Source organism: Cupriavidus sp. a3 (genome assembly GCF_051015765.1).
In the GTDB taxonomy this organism is placed as follows: Bacteria; Pseudomonadota; Gammaproteobacteria; order Burkholderiales; family Burkholderiaceae; genus Cupriavidus; species Cupriavidus oxalaticus_A.
Genome location: NZ_CP170643.1, coordinates 1687073 through 1705707 on the forward strand (window position 1 = coordinate 1687073; position 18635 = coordinate 1705707).

Genomic DNA, 18635 nt, shown 5'->3' on the forward strand with positions numbered 1-18635 from the left:
CATGAGCACCACGACTACCAACACCGCCGCGCGCAGGATCCCCGCGCCGCGCACGCTGGCAGAGAGCCTTCCTTTCTGGGAGGCCGCCGACCAGGGCCGCCTGCTGGTCAAGTTCTGCCTGGACTGCGGCGAGGCGCATCACTACCCGCGCGACGTCTGTCCGCACTGCCAGTCCCTGCGCACCGAATGGCGCGAGGCCAGCGGCCACGGCACGGTCTATTCGTACAGCACCATGGGGCGGGCCGAGGCGGCCTACACGCTGGCCTTCATCCAGCTCGACGAGGGCGTGACCATGATGAGCAACCTGGTGGACTGCGATCCGCGCGAGCTGGCCATCGGCCAGCGCGTGCGGGTGGTGTTCAGGGCGAGCGATGGCGGCCACGCTGTGCCAATGTTCACACCCGCATGACCTGGGAGAGCTTGAAGATGGAAGACAACGCAACCAATCCCCGGCAGGCGGAGCCGAAGCGCCACGGCCCCTTGTCGCGCTTCACCGTGATCGACGCCTCGCGCGTGCGGGCCGGCCCCACCGCGGTGCGGCTGTTCGCCGACATGGGCGCGCGCGTGATCAAGCTGGAGATCCCGCCCGGCGCACCCGGCGGCGACGACATGATCGGCGGGCGCGACCACAACCGTGCCGACTACGAGAACCTGCACCGCAACAAGGAAAGCCTGACGCTCAACATGAAGTCGCCGCAGGGCGTGGCGATCCTGCATGACCTGGTCCGGCGCGCCGATGTCTTCATCGAGAACTACCGGCCGGACGTGAAGCATCGCCTTGGCATCGGGCCCGATGCGCTGCGCGAGATCAATCCGCGCCTGGTCTACGCCAGCATCTCCGGCTTTGGCCAGGACGGCCCCTATGCGGGCTGGCCGGGCTTTGACTCCATCGCGCAGGGCATGGGCGGCCTGATGAGCGTGACCGGCAAGCCGGGCGAAGGGCCGATGCGGGTAGGCATTCCCATTGCCGACCTGTGCGCGGGCCACTTCTGCGCCATGGGCATCCTGACCGCGCTGCTCGAACGCGAAGCGTCGGGCCAGGGGCAGTGGGTGCAGACCTCGCTGCTGGAAGCGCAGATCGCCATGCTGGACTTCCAGGCCGCGCAATGGCTGATCGACGGCAAGGTGCCGGCGCAGAGCGGCAACGAGCATCCGCTCACCGTGCCCACCGGCGTGTTTGCCACGCGGGACGGCTACCTCAATATCGCCGCGATCGGGCAGACCATGTGGAAGCGGCTGTGCGAGGCACTCGACGTGCCGCATCTCGTCGACGAGCCGGGCATGGGCTCGGACCCGGAACGCGTGTGCAACCGCGACCAGGTCAATGCGGCAGTCGCCGCCGCGCTGCGCGGGCGCACCACCGCGGAATGGACCGAGCGCCTGCTCAAGGCCGGCGTGCCGTGCGGGCCGATCCACGGCATCGACCAGGTATTCGCCGACGCGCAGGTGCGCCACCTGGGCATGGCATGGCCGATGCGGCATGCGGAACTGGGCGAGGTCTCGCTGGTGGGCCAGCCCATGCGCCTGTCGCGCTATCCGCGCGAAGCGCCGCCGCGCATGGCGCCCGAACAGGGCGGCGACACCGACACCATTCTCGCGGAGCTTGGCTACAGCGCGGCGCGCATCGCCGAACTGCGCGCGGCATTCATCGTCTGATCGAAGGACATTTCCATGGCAAAAATCGTTGCCGCATTCGGCTCTTCACACAGCATCATGCTGGCCGCCCAGCGCGAGGACTGGCAATACGGCTTCCCGCAGGTCGATCCCAAGAACCCGTATTACTTCGACCGCGCGGGCGAGCCCACCACCTACGAGAAGCTGCTTGCCGCGGCGCCGGCCGAGGCCGAGTCCATGGTTACGCCCGATCGCATGGGCGAGCGCTATGACCGTGCCGAGGCCGCCATGGACGAGCTGCGCGAGCGTATCCACGCCGCCCGGCTGGACGTGCTGCTGGTGGTCGGCGACGACCAGACCGAGTTGTTCCGCACCACTAACAACCCGGCCTTCGCGATCTACTACGGCGACACCATCCGCAACGCCAGGCGCGACGTGGGCGCGAACGACGGCTGGTACAAGAAGGCCCGCATGGCGCGGCAAGAGCCCGACGCCGACCGCGACTACCCCGTGCATGCGCCGCTGGCGCGCTGGCTGATCCGCGCGCTGTGCGACCGCGATTTCGACATCACCGCAATGGACGGCCTGGAGCGCGGGCAGTTCGAGGGCCATGCCTTCTCGTTTATCCACCGCCGCTACCTGCAGGACATTGACCGGCCAGTGGTTCCGATCGTGCCGGTGATCGTCAACACCTTCGATCCGCCCAACCAGCCCACGCCGCGGCGCTGCATCCAGCTCGGCACCGCGCTGCGCGAGCTGATCGCCAGCTACCCGGAAGACCTGCGCGTGGGCGTGCTGGCCTCCGGCGGCCTGAGCCACTTCGTGGTGGACGAAACGCTGGACGAAGCCATCATCGCCGCCATCCGCAACAAGGACACCGCCTTCCTGGCTTCGCTCGATCCGAAGCAGCTGCAGGCCGGCAGCTCAGAGATCCGCAACTGGCTGATCGCCGTGGAAGCGGTGCGCGAGCTGGACCTGGAATGGGTCAGCTACGTGCCGGGCTACCGCACCCCCGCGCTGACCGGCACCGGCCTGTGCTTCGCCGCCTGGCGCACGCTGGGCTGACCGGATCCCGCCACACAAGACAAGCCAAGACAACACCATGACGCAACCTGATTCCTACGTACAACGCCTGCGCCGGCTCGATTGCTGCGCCGTCTCGGACGCGCTCGACAAGCTGCAACTGCCCGGCGTGGTCACGGGCCTGCCGCAGCGCAGCGGCGCCGGCCGCATTGCCGGCCGCGCCATCACCGTCAAGCTCGGCACCGGCGCGCCGCCGGCGGGGCCGGTGCGGCACCTGGGCTGCACCGCCATCGAAGCGGCCGGCCCCGACCACATCATCGTGGTCGAGCAGCGCAGCGGCGTCGAAGCCGGCAGCTGGGGCGGCCTGCTGTCGCTGGGCGCCAAGGTGCGCGGCGTGGCCGGCGTGGTCGCCGATGGCCCCGTGCGCGATATCGACGAGGCCATCGCCTTTGATTTCCCGGTGTTCAGCCGGGGCCTGACGTCCTTCACCGCACGCGGCCGCGTGGTGGAGAAGGGCACCAACGTGCCGGTCGAGATCGCGGACGTGACCGTGGCCGGCGGCGACTACGTGCTTGCCGACCGCAGCGCGGTGATCTTCATCGCGGCGAGCGATATCGAGCGCGTGCTCGACACCGCCGAGGCCATCGTCCTCAAGGAGTCCGCCATGTCGAAGGCCATCCTGGCCGGCACGCCGATCGGGCAGGTGATGGGCGGCAACTACGAACACATGCTGAAGGATTGACGACCATGAGCGAATCAACGGACATCAACGTGGGCCGCGCGGCGCGGCTCGATACCGCCACCCTGAGCGACGCGCTCGACAAGCTCGGCATCGCCGGGCAGTGCTACCGCATCAAGCCGCGCGGCGACAGCTTTGCCATGGCGGGGCGCGCGTGGACGCTGCTGTACGGCCCGGCTTCCAACCCGCCGGGCACGGTGGGCGACTACATCGACGACGTGCCGCCGGGCAGCGTGCTGGTACTCGACAACGGCGGGCGCGACAACGCCACCGTGTGGGGCGACATCCTGACCGAGATCGCGCACCGCCGCGGCATCGCCGGCACCGTGATCGACGGCGTGTGCCGCGACGTGGCGCTGTGCCGCCAGCTCGGCTACCCGGTCTTCAGCAAGGACCACTGGATGCGCACCGGCAAGGACCGCGTGCAGGTGGAAGCCACCAATATCCCCGTCAATATCGGCGATGCGCGCGTGCAGCCCGGCGATATCGTGCGCGGCGATGCCGATGGGGTGGTGGTGATCCCGCGCGAGCATGAAGCGGCGGTGCTGGACACGGCCGAGGCCGTCGAGCATGCCGAGAACGCGATCCGCGAAGCCGTGCGCGGCGGCATGCGCCTGGACGAGGCGCGCCGCCAGTTCCGCTATCACCAGTTGCAGACGAAAGGGGCATGAGCATGAAGGAACATGACGCAGCCAGCACCACGCGTGCGGATTTCGAACGCGTGCCGGCGGAGGTCGTCGTGGCCGCGGCGACGCTGCCAACCGCCACGCTGCACGAGGCAGGCGGCAAGATCGGCGTGCTGCCGCCGGTGATCAAGCCGGTGGCGCCCCGCTTCCGCCTGTGCGGCCCGGCGCTGACCGTGCATTCGCCCGGTGGCGACAACCTGTGGCTGCATCGCGCCATCGAAGCCGCCCGGCCCGGCGATGTGCTGGTGGTCCATGTCGGCGGCGCCTACGAGCACGGCTATTGGGGCGAGATCATGACCACTGCCGCCAAGGTGAAGGGCCTGGCGGGACTGGTAATCGACGGCTGCGTGCGCGACGGCGTGCTGCTCGACGAGATCGGCCTCCCCGTCTTTGCGCGCGGGCTGTGCATACGCGGCACCGGCAAGGACTATGGCGCCATCGGCTGGCTCAACGAGCCGGTGCTGTTCGGCGAAACCCGCGTGGAAGCCGGCGACCTGATCGTGGGCGACGCGGATGGCGTGGTGGTCGTGCCGCGGCGGAGCGCGGCCGACGTGGTGGCGCGCGCGCAGCAGCGCGAAGCTGCCGAAGCCGCCATCCTCGGCCGCGTGCGCGCGGGCGAATCGACCATGCAGATCTATGGCTTCCACTGACGGTAAGGCCAGCGCGACCGCGCCGGGGCAGCCGCCGGCGCTTGCCATCGACGGTGCGGTGGCGGTCATCACGCTGCGCCGGCCCGAGGTCGCGAACCGCCTCGAGCCGGAAGACCTCGACCTGATGCGCGAGCACATCGCCGCCATCAATGCCCGCGACGAAGTGCTGGTGCTGCGGATCGAGGCGCAGGGCAAGCATTTCTGCAGCGGCTTCCATATCGGAAAGGTCGGTGGCAGCAACGCCGGCGAGCGCTTCGAAGCCCTCGCCAACGCGCTCGAAGCGGCACGGCCCGTCACCATCGCGGTGATCCAGGGCGGCCTGTACGGGGGCGCTACCGACCTCGCGCTGGCCTGCGATTTCCGGCTGGGCGCGCAGGGCGTCGACATGTTCGTGCCGGCGGCGCGGCTGGGGCTGCTGTTCTATCGCGGCGGGCTGGAGCGCTACGTGGCCCGGCTGGGCCTGGCCACGGCCAAGCGCGTGCTGCTGGCGGCCGACAGGCTTGATGCGGCGCAGATGCTGGCATGCGGCTTCCTTGACCGCGTGGCGGCGGATGCGCAAGCGCTGCAGGTGCAGGCCGCCGGGTTGAGCGAAAAGCTGGCCGGCATGGCGCCGCTGGCCCTGCTTGGCATGAAGCGATACCTGAACCGGATCGCGGCCGGCACGCTCGATCCGGCGGAGATTGCCGCCGACATTGCGCGCGCCGATGCGTCCGCAGACCTGCGCGAAGGCGCGCAGGCCTGGCTGGAAAAGCGCGCGCCGCGCTTTCGCGGCTGCTGAGAAGAGAGGATAGGGAATGACATCGTTGTCGACATCGTTGGAAAAAGCCTCGGACAACTACTTTGCCAGGATGCGGCGCGGGCAGGTGCCGCCACCGCCGATCTGCGCATTGCTTGGCGGCAATATCGGCGCGGTCGACCTGCAAGCGGGAACGCTGGAATCCGCCTATCAGGCCACGCCGGCTTTCCTGAACCCGGCCGGCCAGGTGCAGGGCGGCATGCTGGGAGCGATGCTCGACGACGTGACTGCCATGCTGGTGACGGCTACGCTGGGCGCTGAGGAATTCTGTGCAACGCTGAACCTCAACCTCTCCTTCCTGCGGCCGGCCAGAGCAGGCGAATTGCTCGGGCGCGCCAGGCTGGAGCGCCGCGGCAAGAACGTCTGTTACGTTGCGGCGGAGCTGCTGCAGGACGGCCGGGCGGTCGCCACCGCGACGGCAACGTGCATGCTCGTCAGCCGGGCATCGGGCTGACCGGACGCGGCAGCCTTCAGCGCTTGCCGCCCGCTTGCGCCGCGAACGTCCGCCATTCGCGGAACACGGCGTCGAGGCATGCCGCCGTCTCGCAGCCGTCACGCTTCTTGCGGAACGCGGCAACCTCGGCCTCCGTGATCGTGCCGGCCTTCAGCTGCCGCTGCTGGTCGGCATAAATGCGCTGATAGCCCATCGAAAACAGCGCCGACTCGCAGATCAGCCGCTGCGAGGGCGCGCGGCCCGCGGGCGCGGCCGACGGGTCGCAGTCGATATCGGTCGCAGCATGGGCGGTGCCGGCGAGCGCAATGGCAATGGCGGCAATGCAGCAGCGCACAAAGCGGGAGCGGAAAAAGCGGAAGCGGAGAAAGCGGGTCATGACGGGTTATGCAGCGGCACGGCCTGACGGCGCTGTGGTGCCGAACTGCTTGCGGTAGGCGGAAGGTGAAATGGCAAAGGTCTGGGCAAAGTGCTGGCGCAACGAAACCGCCGAGCCGAACCCGACCAGGCCGGCGATCACGTCGATGCTCTTGCTGGTGGTCTCCAGCAGCCGCTGCGCCGCGGTGAGCCGGTGGTTCAGCACCCACTGCGTCACCGTGGTGCCGGTCTTGGCCTTGAAGCGCCGCGTGAAATTGCGCCGGCTCATGCCCGCCTTGTCGGCCAGCAGGTCAAGCGTCAGCGGCTGTTCCAGGTGCTCGATGGCCCAATCGAGCGTGGTGCTCAGCTTGTCGGCGCCGGCCGTCTGCGGCAGCGGCTGCTCGATGTACTGCGCCTGCCCGCCATGCCGGTGCGGCGCCACCACCATGCGGCGGGCCACGCGGTTGGCGACGTCCGCGCCATGGTCGCGGCGCACCAGGTGCAGGCAGCAGTCCAGCGCGGCGGCGGTGCCCGCCGACGTGAGGATGCTGCCATCGTCGATATAGAGCGAACGGCGGTCGAGCCGGACCCTGGGATAGCGCGCGGCGAAGTCATCGGCCCAGACCCAGTGGGTGGCCGCCGGCCGGCCGTCGAGCAGGCCGGCCTCGGCGACCACGAAGGTGCCCAGGCACAGCCCGGCGATGCGCGCGCCGCGGGCGCTGGCGGCCTGCAGCGCCGCCAGCAGGGCCGGCGACGGACGTTCCGCCGGGTCGCGCCAGGCCGGCATGATGACGGTATCGGCCTGTTCCAGCGCGCAGAGGTCGTGCTCGACCTCGATGCGGAAGCCCGACATGGTCCGGATCAGGCCGGTCTGCTCGCCGCAGATCAGCAGTCGGTAGCGCGGCACGCCCAGATTGGCGAGATCGTCGCCGAACACGATGCAGGGCACGGACAGGTGAAACGGGCTGATGCCTTCGAAGGCAATCACGGCGACGGTGTGCATCGCTTCCTCGCAGGCAGGGGGGCGTCTGAAGTTGGCCCGATTCTAGCGGATGTTGTCCATCGGGACGCTTTCGGGGCGGCGGCGGTCGTTGGAAACTGCGTGCAGCGATGTGCCATGGCGGCAATCCCGCCAGGCAGGCGCGCTCCCTTCCATCACGATGAAGACAGCGAGGACAACGATGACACACCCGACGATCCGCACCCTGGCCGGTGCCAGCGCCCCCACCGCGATCGCAGCCGCCAGCACGGCGCTGCTGGTGATCGATTTCCAGAACGAATACTTCGACGGCAAGCTGCCGATCCCGGATGGCGCGGCCGCGCTCGGCAACGCGCGGCGCCTGGTGGCGCATGCGGACGCCGCCGGCATTCCCGTGTTCCACGTCCAGCACCTGGCGCCGGCGGGCAGCCCCGTCTTTGCGGAGCAGGGCGCCAGCGCGGCGTTCCACCGGGACCTGCAGCCCGCAGGCCACCATACGGTGGCGCAGAAGACTTCGGTCAGCGTGTTTCCGACCACCGACCTGGACCAGCGCCTCAAGGCCGCCGGCATCAGGACGCTGGTCATCACCGGGTTGATGACGCACGCCTGCGTCGCTGGCGCCGCGCGCGACGCGGTGCCGCTGGGCTATGGCGTGATCGTGGCGGAAGACGCCTGCGCGACGCGCGACCTGGACCGGCCCGGCGGCGTGGTGCGGCATCGTGACCTGCACCAGGCGGCGCTGGCGAGCATCGAGGATACCTTTGGCGATGTGCTGACGACGGAGCAGGTGCTGAAGCTGCCGGTGGTCTGACCGCGGGGGAGCGCGGTCGCCTGCCTACTGTTGCGCCTTTGCCAGACGCATCGGATTCACCAGCCGGTCGAATTCCTCGCCGCGCAGCAAGCCCAGCGCGATGGCCGCTCAGGCTGGAGCCGGGCGCGGCCGCGTTGAAGATCGTGCGGCGCTACCTGGACGCCGCCGGCGAGACTTTCAAAGTCTCGGTGACCGTGCACCCCGCCGCCAGCTTTTCTGTTTCGATGCGCTTGCAGCGCTCGGCGGGGTAGGGATCGCCGCAGCCGATTGGCACGGACTCGAATTGATGTGCGGGCATCGCCAGTTGAGCGGGCCTTGCGGTGGCGCTATGCTGAAGTGGGAGCGCCAGCGGACATGCACCATCTGCACCTTCAGCCAGGCACACTTTGGCCGGCCATTGTCCGACGGACAGCGCACGCCCTGCAGAGCGGGGCATTGTGTCCGATCGAAACCATCCAGACGGTAATCGAGGACGGCGGCGTGCGCTTCCTGGTGCGCGAGGTGTCGAGCCTGCAGAGCAAGGACAAGGCGCGCAAGGTGGGCAGTGCCGGCGGCAATCCGTTCCTGCCCTATGACCCTGCACTGTTTGTCACGGATATCTCCGACGGCCATGTGGCCCTGCTGAACAAGTTCTACGTCATCGAACATCACCTGCTGATCGTCACCCGCTGCTTCGAACCGCAGGAATCACTACTGACCCTCCCGGACTTTGCCGCACTGCTTGCTTGCATGGCGGAGTTCCCAAGCCTGGGCTTCTACAACGGCGGGGCGGCCGCCGGTGCGAGCCAGGCCCACAAGCACCTGCAGCTCGTGCCGCTGCCTCTGGCCGCAGGCAGTCCATTGCCGATCGATGCCTTGCTGCAGCCGGCGCGGATCAGCGGCGACCCAGGAGCCATCCGCGCCGTCCCGGGCCTTCCGTTTGCGCACGCATTCGCACCACTGGACCTGGTTGCGGCGCCCCCGCACGAGCTGGCGTGCACGGCCTGCGAGCGCTACCGCGCATTGCTCGATTCGGTTGGCGTACGGACGCTGCATGTCGATGGCACATTGCTTCAGTCGGCGCCATACAACCTGCTGGTCATGCCTGCCGGGCTGCTGCTGGTGCGCAGGGCCAGGGAATGCGTGGAAGGCATCGCGCTCAATGCCCTCGCATTTGCCGGCTCGTTGTTTGTCCGGGATGCAGCGCAGAGACGCACGGTTGAGAGGCTTGGCCCGATGAGTCTCCTCCGGCGCGCCGCGGCAGACGGTGAGACGGGTGGGGAGGGGTAGCCATGCACGCCATTATGTAAGCAAATGTTATATACATGACGTTTAATGCACATTAAGGCGTGGGCTTCACTTCACCTCTGGTAAGTCCCTAGGGACGAAATTAGAGCAAGTCCTCTAATCTTTGCGTTGGTCTTTGTGCAGTGCACCAAGGCCCATAACCGTTTGGAAAACCACGCTCGACCGGTGCGTTGTAGCCTTGCGGCAGGCGACACCCGGCGACTACAAGAGGCATACTCAATCCATGTCCTTTTTTACGTCCGATCAGTTTGCGGCAGTCCATAAGAACAACCTGACCAACCTGGCCAAGCTGTCGAACTCCACCCTCGAAGGGATCCAGAAGCTGACGGAACTGAACCTGCAGGCGGCCAAGGCAGCCATGGCTGAAGGGCAGGTAATCCTGCAGGCCGTGTCGGCCAACCAAGATCCGGGGTTGTCAGTTCAAGGCAATGTGCCGCAATCTGCTGCGGACAAAGCCATCGAGTATGCGCGCCACGTGTGCGAGATCGCATCGCAGGCCCAGGCCGACCTGGCCAGGGCCGTTGAAGAGCAATACGAGCAGCAGCAGCGCAATGTGCAGGCCTTCGTCGATGCCTTCGTGAAAAATGCCCCGGCCGGTTCCGAAGCCATTTCCGCCACGCTGCAGGCGACATTAGATAACGCCACGCAATCCTACCGCGCCGCGCAAGCCCTGAGCCAGCAGCTGGCCGGCCTGGCTTCCGCCACGTTTACCGCAACCCCCGGCGCGGCTACGGGCCCGGATCGCCAGCCAACGCAGCGCTAGTCCGCCGGATCGAGCGGCGCGCGCCGGCCTGGCCGGTATCCATCCAAGAAGAAACTCGGCCATCGATCGGCTCCCCCCTTGCCGCATGGCGCCGGCAGGGGCTGCAGCCGTTGCGGTAAGCCGTTAAGTCGGCCTGCCATTCCCGGCAGGTCAGGGGTCTTTTACTTTGCAAGAAGAGAGAATCAGCATGACGAAGAAAATCGCATTGGTTACCGGCGGCATGGGTGGCCTGGGAGAGGCCATTTCCATCCGCTTGCATGACGCGGGCTATACGGTGGTGGTCACGCATTCGCCGGGCAACACCAAGGTCCAGGAATGGCTGGCATCCATGGCCGCCGGCGGCCGCGAGATCCGCGCGTACGAGGTCGATGTGGCGGACTACGAGAGCTGCCAGGCAGGCATGGCACGAATCCTGGCCGAGTTCGGCCGCGTCGACATCCTGGTGAACAACGCCGGCATCACGCGGGACATGGCGTTCAGGAAGATGGACAAGCCAAACTGGGATGCGGTGATCAGGACCAATCTCGACTCCGTGTTCAATGTCACCAAGCCCCTCTGCGAGGGCATGGTGGAGCGCGGGTGGGGCCGGATCATCAACATCTCGTCAGTCAACGCTTCCAAGGGCGCCTTTGGCCAGACCAACTATTCCGCGGCCAAGGCCGGTATGCATGGCTTCACCAAGGCCCTGGCCCTGGAGGTCGCCAGGAAAGGCGTGACGGTCAACACGGTATCGCCGGGCTACCTGGCCACCAAGATGGTGACGGCCGTGCCGAAGGAGATCATGGACAGCAAGATCCTGCCGCAGATTCCGATGGGGCGCCTGGGCAAGCCCGAGGAAGTGGCGGGGCTGGTCGCTTTCCTTTGCTCGGAGGATGCGGCTTACCTGACTGGTGCGAATCTCGCCATCAACGGCGGTCAGCATATGGACTGACGTAGGGATGGGCGGTCGGGGCGCCGTCAATGGCTATATCGCCGGCTATGCGGCAGCCGTGATTGCCGGCCTCGGATTCCAAAGAAAATGCCCGCCGTGATCCGCGGCGGGCATTCCTTGGCAACGAACCCGGTGGCGGCGCGCCGGCCTTACTCCAGCTTCGCGCCCGAACGCTCGACGATATCCTTCCACTTCTTGTAGTCCGACTGCACCAGGTCGGAGAACTCCCTGGTCGTCATCAGCTTGGCTTCCGCGCCTTGCTCCTGGATCGCCTGGATCATCGCCGGCGTGGCCAGGACCTTGTTCACTTCGGCATGGATGCGGTTGACCACCTCGGGCGGCGTCCTGGCCGGGGCGAACAGGCCGTACCAGGTGCTGACGTCCACCTGCTTGTAGCCGCTTTCCGCCACGGTGGGCACGTCAGGCAGCGACGTGCTGCGCGTGGCCGAGGTCACGGCCAGCGCGCGCAGCTTGCCCGCCTTGACCTGCGCCAGCGCCGACGGCACCGATGCCACCATCAGGTCGACGTTGCCGGCCAGCGCGTCCATCATCGCCGCGTTGGAGCCCTTGTAGGGCACGTGCAGCAGCTTGATCCCCGCCGCATGGCTGAAGATCTCGGCAGCCAGGTGGATGGTGGTGCCGTTGCCGGGCGAACCATACTTGACCGCGCCCGGTGCGCTGCGCGCGGCGGTGACCACGTCGGCCAGCGTCTTGAAGCGCGAATTGGCCGACGTGACGATCACGATCGGGGTGTAAGCGACATGGCTGATCGCGACCAGGTCGCGGTTCGGCACATAAGTGACCGACTTGTACAGCCACGGCGCGACCACCAGATTGTCCTTCTGGCCCATCACCAGCTCATAACCGGTCGGCGCTGCCCGGACCGCCTCGGCGATGCCCAGCGTGCCGCCGGCGCCCGGCTTGTTGTCCGGCACGAAATTCCACTTGGTGGCCTGGCCGACCTGCGTTGCCACCAGGCGGGACAGGATGTCGGTGCCGCCGCCGGGCGGGAACGGGATCACCAGCCGGATCGGCTTGGTCGGAAAGCTGGCCGGGGTCTGCGCGTGGGCGCTCGTCAGTCCGCATGCCACCAGCAGGGTGGCAAAGAGGGCCTTCAACATCTTGTTTCTCCTCGATCGAAATCTTGCGGGGTGGACCCTGGCTTGCTGCCTGTGAACCTGTCGGATTGCGGCGGTGTCGGGCACTGGAACGGCCCGGAGCGGATGGCGGGGAACGTCTGGATCGTGCGGTGGCGAGGCAAGCGCAGGGGTCTCGGCCCTGGTCGCGAGCCGACATTTTCGCATATTAGGTATGCGTTGGCCCGATATCGCCTTCGGGCAGCGTGGGTCCTGTTGCGTTGGCGCGCTCAGCCGGCCAGCGCGCGGCAGAGCGATTGCAGGTCGCTGAGGATCAGGTGCGGGCGCGCGCCGCCGCGTTGCCATTGCGCCGTGTGCGGGCCGTCCGGGCGCACCAGCCACGCGGCCTGCAGCCCCGCGCCCAGTGCGCCGACGATGTCGAGGTCGGGATCGTCGCCGACATGCAGCATCTGTTCCGGCGGCGTGTCGACTGCCGCGGCCGCCGCATGGAAGATCGCCGCCGCCGGCTTGGCCGTGCCGAACGTTCCGGCGCTGAGCGCCGCGCGGAAGAAGTGATGGCCGCCGGTGACCTTCAGGTCGGCGTTGCCGTTGGACACGGCCACCAGCGGGAAGCGTTCGCTGAGCCATTCCAGCGCGGGCAGCGCGTCCTCGAAGAATTCGACCTGCTGCCGCGCGGCAAAGAAGGCGTCGTATGCGTCTTCTGCCAGGCTAGCGTCCTCGCCGGCCATCTCCAGCGCCAGCAGGATCGAGCCGAGGCGCAGCGCACGGTAGTCATGCGCAAGGTGCGGGTTGCGGCCTTCATAGCTCGCGCGCAGGTCGCGCAGCACCGCGGGCGAGGTCAGCACCCCGGCTGTCTTCGGCGCGTGCTGCAGCAGCCAGGCCAGCAGCGTCGCCTCGGCGCGGGCCACGGCGGGGCCGAACGGCCACAGGGTGTCGTCGAGATCGAAGGAGATGGCGGAGACCTTGGACAGGCGCATGGGGCGGGGACGCTGCGGATTGGCGAGGGCGATGGGGTCTGGTAGCTTACCACCGCGCGGGCCCCGATTCCGTCGCTCGTTTCCGCCGGCCATTTCCGCCGGCCGTTTCCGATGTGCCGGCCGCGCCATAATCTCGCACCGCCCGCATCTTGTGGCTAGAATCCGCCAGCGTGTTCGAGCCCGATTATGCGACCGAGGCGTCGCGGCGCGGCGACTCCACCGTGCGCGTGCACCTGCGCAACTACGATGCCGCGCGCCTGCAGCGCTTCTGGCATGCGTGGTGCGCAGATACGACGTACAACCTGACCTACCGGAATTGCGCCGTCAGCGCGGCGCGCGCGCTCGAAGCCGCGGTGGAAGGCGCCTTGATGCGCAGGCGAGGGCAGCGGCAGTCGTGGACGCTGCTGCTGCAGACGCTGTGCATGCCGGAGCTATGGCTGGCCGCACAAATCCGCAAGCGCGGCAAGACCATGGCGTGGACGCCGGGGCTGGTGCGTGACTACGCGCGTGCACAGAGCCTGCTGGTCGATCCGCATCCGCACCCGCATGCGCACCCGCGCCGGTTGTGGCGGCTCGGCATCGCTGCGATGAATCGCTGGCGCCGGCAGCGGCGGCAATGGCGCGCGGCCGACCACCGCGTGCACGCGGAATAGCGCGCGTACGCGTGGTCGTCTTCAATGCAAGCGCTGGCTACTTGCCCTGCCGCTGACCCGGCTTGCGGCTTGCATCGCCCTGGTGTTGCCTGCTTGGGTCCTGGTTCTTGAAGCCGCCATAGCTGCTCTGGCCCGGATCTTCGCTGCGGCTCTTGATGTCGCGCGCGTCGCGGTCGGTCCTGACGCCCGGATTGGGCTGGGCCCCAGGCGCATTCCGCTGTTCCTTCTGCGTTGCCATATCGCTCTCCTGTGGGTTGGCCGGAACCGATGGAGTTGCAACATCCATGCCGTGGCGGGCAGGGCGCTGCAGACTCCGGCAGAGCTGTGCCGGAGGGCGTTGCGCCCTGGGTTTCCGTGCCTCCCGCTGAACATCTTGCCGCCCGTTGTAGAAATGAAACCCGTCGCGGGCGATGCGGTAACAGGCGTGTTCTAACATCTCTGTTCCCGCGCTCCAGTGACGTGGCACGAGCCGAACTTTCGCGCCGCCGGGGTGTCGTTAGCTCCATAACCGTGCAACCCGCAATGAACAGGACGACGCATGAACCTTGACCTCCTCCTCGATCATCCCTGGTTCGGCACGTGGACCGCCGCGCTGGTCGCCGTCATCGTCGCGCTGATCGCGCATCGCCTTGGCGGCCTGGTGCTGTTGCGCATTACGCGCGCCACGCCGGTGCTGCATGCCATCGCGATCAAGTCGCGCGCGCCGGCCAAGGCGGTGCTGCCGCTGCTGGCGTTGCAGGCAGTTTGGCAGGCGGCGCCGGACGACCTGCGCTGGATCGACAACGTGCGTCATCTGAACGGCCTGCTGATGATCATCGCCATGACCTGGCTGGCGGCGCGCGTCATTGCGGGCTTTGCGCAGGGCGTGCTGGAACGGCACCCGGTCGATGTGGCGGACAACATGGGCGCGCGGCGCATCCACACGCAGACTCGGGTGCTTTCGCGCATCGCCATGTCGCTGGTGATCGTGATCGGCGCGTCGATGGTGCTGATGACCTTCCCCGGCGCTCGGCAGGTCGGCGCCAGCCTGCTGGCCTCGGCCGGCGTGGTCGGCCTGATCGCGGGCTTTGCCGCCAAGCCGGTGTTCAGCAACCTGATCGCCGGCCTGCAACTGGCGCTGACCCAGCCGATCCGGCTGGACGATGTGCTGATAGTCGAGGGCGAGTGGGGCCGCGTGGAGGAGATCACCGGCACTTACGTGGTGCTGCGGATCTGGGACGATCGCCGCCTCATCATTCCGCTGCAGTACTTCATCGAGAAGCCGTTCCAGAACTGGACCCGCAGCAGCGCGGAGCTGCTGGGCTCGGTGTTCTTCCACGTGGACTACGGCATGCCGCTGGCACCGCTGCGCAAGGAGCTGGAGCGCATCGTCCACGCGGCGCCCGAATGGGACCGGCGCTTCTTCAACCTGGTGGTGACCGATGCGACCGAGCGCACCATGCAGCTGCGCGTGCTGTGCACCGCGGCGTCATCCGGCCTGGCGTGGGACTTGCGCTGCGTCGTGCGCGAAGGGCTGATCGACTTCATGCAGCGCGAGTATCCGCAGTTCCTGCCTCGCCTTCGCATTGAAGGGGAGGGTGAGGGCAAGGGAGATGCCGCGGTTCGCGGCGCCGCCGTGCACATGGCGTAAAGCGGTGTGCACGGCAACGACCCTTGCCGTGCGAATCAGAAATCTACCTTTTCTCCCGGCTGCGGCACGATCACGCGCGTGACCGCGCCGGCGCCCAGCGCGGTGGTGAATTCCTCCGGCGTGCCGCGCAGCTGCGGTGAAGTCTGATAGTGGATCGGGATGGCAAAGCGAGGCCGGATCATGTCGCGCACCGCGATCGCCGCGTCCTGCGGCCCCATGGTGAAGTGGTCGCCGATCGGGATCAGCACCAGGTCGGGGCGGTAGCGGTCGCCGATCAGCCGCATGTCGCCGAACAGGCCGGTATCGCCCATGTGCCAGATGCGGAAGCCGTTCTCCATCTCGACGATGTAGCCGACCGGTTCGCCGCCATAGTGGGTTTCGTCCTTGCCGGTGGCCGGGTTCTTCATCACCAGTTCGGACGAGTGCTCGGCGTGTACCGCGGTGATCTTGGGTCCGGTCTGGCCGAACGGCATCACGGTGCCGCTCTTGCCAAAGCGCTGCACCAGCGCGGCCGGGACCATGCCGAGGTTGATCAGTGCCTGCCCCATGCCGCCTGCGTTGTAGATCGGCGCGTTGTTGAGCTGCGCGAGCGCGGGGGCGTCGCCAAGATGGTCGCTATGCGCATGGGTGACCAGGATCAGGTCGACCTTGCCCAGCGACGTCAGCTGCTTGAATCCTGCAGGGGTCTTTGGGTTGGTGGTGAGCCACGGATCGATGACGATGACCTTGCCGCCCGGCGAGGTGATGCGGATCGCGGACTGGCCGAGCCACAGGACTTCAGTCTTGCCGGCGGCGGTGGTGGGGGTGGGTACCTGCGTAACCGCGGTCGGTGTCGGCGTGGGCGTGCCGCAGGCGGCGAGTGTGGCGACGGCGGCGGTGAGTACGACTGCGCGGAATCTGATCATGGTCATTCCTTCCGTGGCGGAGTCATGGGTTTGCGGCAAGGCTTAGCGGACGAAAACGCCGAGCCCTTCGTGGTCGTAATACTCCAGCCATACCCGGTCGCTGGAGAATTCTGCCCGGGAGATGGTGCCGGGATTGGCGTTCTCGTTATTTAGCGTGAATGTAAAGACATCTCCGTCCCAGTGCGTCAGCGGCAGGACCAGCGGTTTCGCGCCCAGCGTCATCACCAGCGCGCCGCCCTGCTCGGCGACCACTAGCGGGCCGTAATAGTCGTTGCGATAGGTGCCGGCATAGGTTGACAACGCCCGCGCGGGCAACGGGCTTGCCGGCGGCGACTGCCCGACCAGCCTGCCTTCGGGCAGCAGCAAGGGCGCGAAGGCCTCGGCAAAGATCGCGCCCCAGTCGCGGCGGAAGGTGCCGTACTGGACCAGATCGAAGAACTGCGCATTCAATGTTTCCGGGATGCCGATGGGGTAGCCGTTGGTCAGCGTGACGATGGCCAGGTTCAGCGACGGCACCGCGGTAAAGCTGGTCGCCGCGCCGACCGCGAAGGCCCCGGAATGGTTGTAGTTGGTCAGCCCCAGTTCGGTCGTGCCGATATTGAAGCCGTAGCCGTAGTAGCTCGCAGGGCGGCCTTGCACGGGCGGGCCGCTTTGCATCTGCTGCGACAGCGCCGGCGCAAGGGCCGCCGCATCGACGATGCGCTGGCCGGCGAACTCGCCCTTGGCCAGCACCATGATCAGCCATTTCGCCAGGTCGTTGACCGAGGCGCTGACGCCGCCCGCGGGCGATTGCGCATCGGGCATGGTGCCCATGCCCTGCACCCAGGTGCCGTTGACCTTGACGTGGCCGAGCGCGCGGTTGTCGCGCGCGGCAAAGTCGGCGTAGCGCGAGCTGGTGCGGGTCATGCCCAGCGGCTGGTAGATGGCCTGCTCGGACAGCGTGGCCCAGTCGATGCCCGCGGCGCTGGCCACCGCATCGGCGGCGGCGGTCATGCCGAAGTTGGTGTACTCGTAGACCGCGCCCAGCGGATGCAGCGGCAGGAAGCGCAGGCGCGTCAGCACTTCGCGGCGGTCGTAGCCCATGTCCTCGAGGCGGTCGCCGGCATGGTCGGGCAGGCCGGAGCGATGCGCATAAAGGTCGCCGATGGTGACGGCTTCTGTCGTTTCCGCATCGGCCAGCGCGAACCATGGCAGGTGCTGAATGACCGGGGTGTCCCAGCCGATGCTGCCGCGCCCCACCTGCCGCGCCACCACCGTGGCGCCGATGGACTTCGACACGGACGCCAGCTGGAACACGGTATCGGCATCGACTGGCGCGGGATCGGTGACCAGCCGGCGGCCGAAGCCCCTGGCGTAGACGACCCGGTTGCCGCGCACCACCGCGATGGCCATGCCGGGCACGCCCGAGCTGGCCATCAGGTTGGCGGCCAGCGTATCGACCTGCGCGATGGCGGCGGTGATCTGCGCTTCGGGAACCGGATCCGGCGGCGGCGCGGGATCGTCATCGCCGCCGCAGGCGGGCAGGGCCGGTGCGAGCAGGCCGCTCAGCGCGGCTCCCAGGAAACGGCGACGCTCTTTCAGTTTGCCCACGGCAGGTCTCCCGACGGCGGCGCTATGGCGCCTGTCGGATTTACTGTAGGCGATGGATGCGGGCAATGAATGCGAAGCGTCTCATGTACGCCCTGACGGCAGGGCGGGAGACTGGAAGCCTCACCGAGGGGTTCGGTGAGGCGGGCGTGACAACCCGAAGGAACCAAGGGAGTTTGGTAAGAATCGCGCGAGCAAGCCGTTTCCACGGCGGGCCGGGCGGGGCAGCCGCATGGCTGGCCGGTTTTCCCTCGGTTCACCGGTTGTCACCCCCGTTGTCAGGCCCGCCACCTCCTGTCTGAACCAGATCGGCGGCGTTTCTCTTGTCGGAGGAAGAATGCTATGCATACGCGCAGTTATCACACCACAGACGTACTCAACATTGTCCCGCCCGGGACGGCGGAATCGCTGGAGCGAATTAGCGCCGGATTGAGCGCCATCTTGTTGTTGCTGGAGAAGGAGAGCAAGCGATCAGAGTCGACGCATGATATCCATTGCCTGTTGGCAATGGTCAAGTCGCAATGGACTTGGCGGCGTCGGAGCTTTGCTCGGCGGATTGATTGACAGGTTCCGGAAAAACAAAAAGCCCGCACATTCGTGCGGGCTTCTCGCTTGAAACCTTTGGTGCCCAGGAGAGGACTCGAACCTCCACAGTGTTGCCACCGCTAGGACCTGAACCTAGTGCGTCTACCAATTCCG

Annotated in this window: 21 protein-coding genes and 1 tRNA gene; 14 read left to right on the forward strand and 8 right to left on the reverse strand. The window is 67.4% G+C overall.

The window, feature by feature from the left end; genetic code table 11:
- The first annotated feature begins 1 nt into the window (after position 1).
- From ACAD63_RS08245 to ACAD63_RS08280, 8 genes are read left to right on the forward strand one after another with little or no spacing between them, the layout of a single operon-like run.
- Positions 2 to 409, forward strand: a complete 408-nt coding sequence (locus ACAD63_RS08245; RefSeq protein WP_135705423.1) for a Zn-ribbon domain-containing OB-fold protein — start codon at positions 2 to 4, stop codon at positions 407 to 409.
- Between the two features lie 17 nt (positions 410 to 426).
- Positions 427 to 1656 carry a CaiB/BaiF CoA transferase family protein gene (locus ACAD63_RS08250; protein WP_434033754.1) on the forward strand — a complete coding sequence of 410 codons (1230 nt, stop codon included), beginning with the start codon at positions 427 to 429 and terminating at the stop codon, positions 1654 to 1656.
- 15 nt (positions 1657 to 1671) lie between these two features.
- The gene (locus ACAD63_RS08255; RefSeq protein ID WP_133096383.1) at positions 1672 to 2679 is read left to right on the forward strand and encodes a protocatechuate 3,4-dioxygenase; all 1008 of its coding nucleotides are present in this window, start codon (positions 1672 to 1674) and stop codon (positions 2677 to 2679) included.
- A 37-nt stretch (positions 2680 to 2716) separates the two neighbouring features.
- Positions 2717 to 3379 carry an RraA family protein gene (locus ACAD63_RS08260; RefSeq protein WP_434033755.1) on the forward strand — a complete coding sequence of 221 codons (663 nt, stop codon included), beginning with the start codon at positions 2717 to 2719 and terminating at the stop codon, positions 3377 to 3379.
- Between the two features lie 5 nt (positions 3380 to 3384).
- Positions 3385 to 4047, forward strand: a complete 663-nt coding sequence (locus ACAD63_RS08265) for an RraA family protein (protein WP_133096381.1) — start codon at positions 3385 to 3387, stop codon at positions 4045 to 4047.
- 2 nt (positions 4048 to 4049) lie between these two features.
- Entirely contained in the window at positions 4050 to 4712 is a 663-nt protein-coding gene (locus tag ACAD63_RS08270) for a 4-carboxy-4-hydroxy-2-oxoadipate aldolase/oxaloacetate decarboxylase (RefSeq protein ID WP_133096559.1), read from the forward strand.
- Positions 4699 to 5490: an enoyl-CoA hydratase/isomerase family protein gene (locus ACAD63_RS08275; protein WP_135705421.1), complete on the forward strand. Its 792-nt coding sequence runs from the start codon at positions 4699 to 4701 to the stop codon at positions 5488 to 5490. Before ACAD63_RS08270 ends, ACAD63_RS08275 begins: the two co-directional genes overlap by 14 nt.
- A 16-nt stretch (positions 5491 to 5506) precedes the next feature.
- On the forward strand, positions 5507 to 5962 hold the full coding sequence (locus ACAD63_RS08280; protein ID WP_135705420.1) for a PaaI family thioesterase: 456 nt from the start codon (positions 5507 to 5509) through the stop codon (positions 5960 to 5962).
- 16 nt (positions 5963 to 5978) lie between these two features.
- On the opposite strand, the gene ACAD63_RS08285 is transcribed toward ACAD63_RS08280, so the two are convergent.
- Together ACAD63_RS08285 and ACAD63_RS08290 are read right to left on the reverse strand one after the other, a co-directional pair.
- Complete coding sequence (locus tag ACAD63_RS08285; RefSeq protein WP_434033756.1) at positions 5979 to 6338, reverse strand: hypothetical protein; 360 nt, start codon at positions 6336 to 6338, stop codon at positions 5979 to 5981.
- 6 nt (positions 6339 to 6344) lie between these two features.
- A complete protein-coding gene (locus ACAD63_RS08290) occupies positions 6345 to 7319 on the reverse strand; it encodes a GlxA family transcriptional regulator (protein ID WP_195427602.1) in 975 nt (324 codons plus the stop codon).
- Between the two features lie 178 nt (positions 7320 to 7497).
- On the opposite strand from ACAD63_RS08290, the gene ACAD63_RS08295 reads away from it, so the two are divergent.
- From ACAD63_RS08295 to phbB, 4 genes are all read left to right on the forward strand, one after another.
- The gene (locus ACAD63_RS08295; RefSeq protein WP_434033757.1) at positions 7498 to 8106 is read left to right on the forward strand and encodes a cysteine hydrolase family protein; all 609 of its coding nucleotides are present in this window, start codon (positions 7498 to 7500) and stop codon (positions 8104 to 8106) included.
- Between the two features lie 354 nt (positions 8107 to 8460).
- Positions 8461 to 9375 carry an ATP adenylyltransferase family protein gene (locus ACAD63_RS08300; protein WP_434033758.1) on the forward strand — a complete coding sequence of 305 codons (915 nt, stop codon included), beginning with the start codon at positions 8461 to 8463 and terminating at the stop codon, positions 9373 to 9375.
- Between the two features lie 196 nt (positions 9376 to 9571).
- A complete protein-coding gene (phaP, locus tag ACAD63_RS08305; RefSeq protein WP_240745876.1) occupies positions 9572 to 10156 on the forward strand; it encodes a TIGR01841 family phasin in 585 nt (194 codons plus the stop codon).
- A 187-nt stretch (positions 10157 to 10343) separates the two neighbouring features.
- Positions 10344 to 11087 carry an acetoacetyl-CoA reductase gene (gene phbB / locus ACAD63_RS08310; RefSeq protein ID WP_133096373.1) on the forward strand — a complete coding sequence of 248 codons (744 nt, stop codon included), beginning with the start codon at positions 10344 to 10346 and terminating at the stop codon, positions 11085 to 11087.
- A 149-nt stretch (positions 11088 to 11236) separates the two neighbouring features.
- Here the strand turns inward: phbB and ACAD63_RS08315 are convergent, their stop codons facing one another.
- Both ACAD63_RS08315 and ACAD63_RS08320 read right to left on the reverse strand, forming a co-directional pair.
- The gene (locus ACAD63_RS08315) at positions 11237 to 12208 is read right to left on the reverse strand and encodes a Bug family tripartite tricarboxylate transporter substrate binding protein (RefSeq protein ID WP_133096372.1); all 972 of its coding nucleotides are present in this window, start codon (positions 12206 to 12208) and stop codon (positions 11237 to 11239) included.
- Between the two features lie 245 nt (positions 12209 to 12453).
- Positions 12454 to 13161 carry an HAD-IA family hydrolase gene (locus ACAD63_RS08320; RefSeq protein WP_434033759.1) on the reverse strand — a complete coding sequence of 236 codons (708 nt, stop codon included), beginning with the start codon at positions 13159 to 13161 and terminating at the stop codon, positions 12454 to 12456.
- Positions 13162 to 13331: 170 nt separating this feature from the next.
- On the opposite strand from ACAD63_RS08320, the gene ACAD63_RS08325 reads away from it, so the two are divergent.
- On the forward strand, positions 13332 to 13814 hold the full coding sequence (locus ACAD63_RS08325; RefSeq protein WP_434033760.1) for a hypothetical protein: 483 nt from the start codon (positions 13332 to 13334) through the stop codon (positions 13812 to 13814).
- A gap of 37 nt (positions 13815 to 13851) precedes the next feature.
- Here the strand turns inward: ACAD63_RS08325 and ACAD63_RS08330 are convergent, their stop codons facing one another.
- Entirely contained in the window at positions 13852 to 14052 is a 201-nt protein-coding gene (locus tag ACAD63_RS08330; protein ID WP_135705411.1) for a hypothetical protein, read from the reverse strand.
- Positions 14053 to 14352: 300 nt separating this feature from the next.
- Between ACAD63_RS08330 and ACAD63_RS08335 the strand changes: the two genes are divergently transcribed.
- The gene (locus ACAD63_RS08335; protein WP_133096369.1) at positions 14353 to 15444 is read left to right on the forward strand and encodes a mechanosensitive ion channel family protein; all 1092 of its coding nucleotides are present in this window, start codon (positions 14353 to 14355) and stop codon (positions 15442 to 15444) included.
- A 35-nt stretch (positions 15445 to 15479) separates the two neighbouring features.
- On the opposite strand, the gene ACAD63_RS08340 is transcribed toward ACAD63_RS08335, so the two are convergent.
- The 3 genes from ACAD63_RS08340 to ACAD63_RS08350 form a co-directional block, all read right to left on the reverse strand.
- Positions 15480 to 16349 carry a metal-dependent hydrolase gene (locus tag ACAD63_RS08340; RefSeq protein WP_135705410.1) on the reverse strand — a complete coding sequence of 290 codons (870 nt, stop codon included), beginning with the start codon at positions 16347 to 16349 and terminating at the stop codon, positions 15480 to 15482.
- Between the two features lie 42 nt (positions 16350 to 16391).
- Complete coding sequence (locus ACAD63_RS08345; protein ID WP_133096367.1) at positions 16392 to 17939, reverse strand: serine hydrolase; 1548 nt, start codon at positions 17937 to 17939, stop codon at positions 16392 to 16394.
- A gap of 619 nt (positions 17940 to 18558) precedes the next feature.
- Positions 18559 to 18635 (reverse strand) — tRNA-Leu (locus ACAD63_RS08350).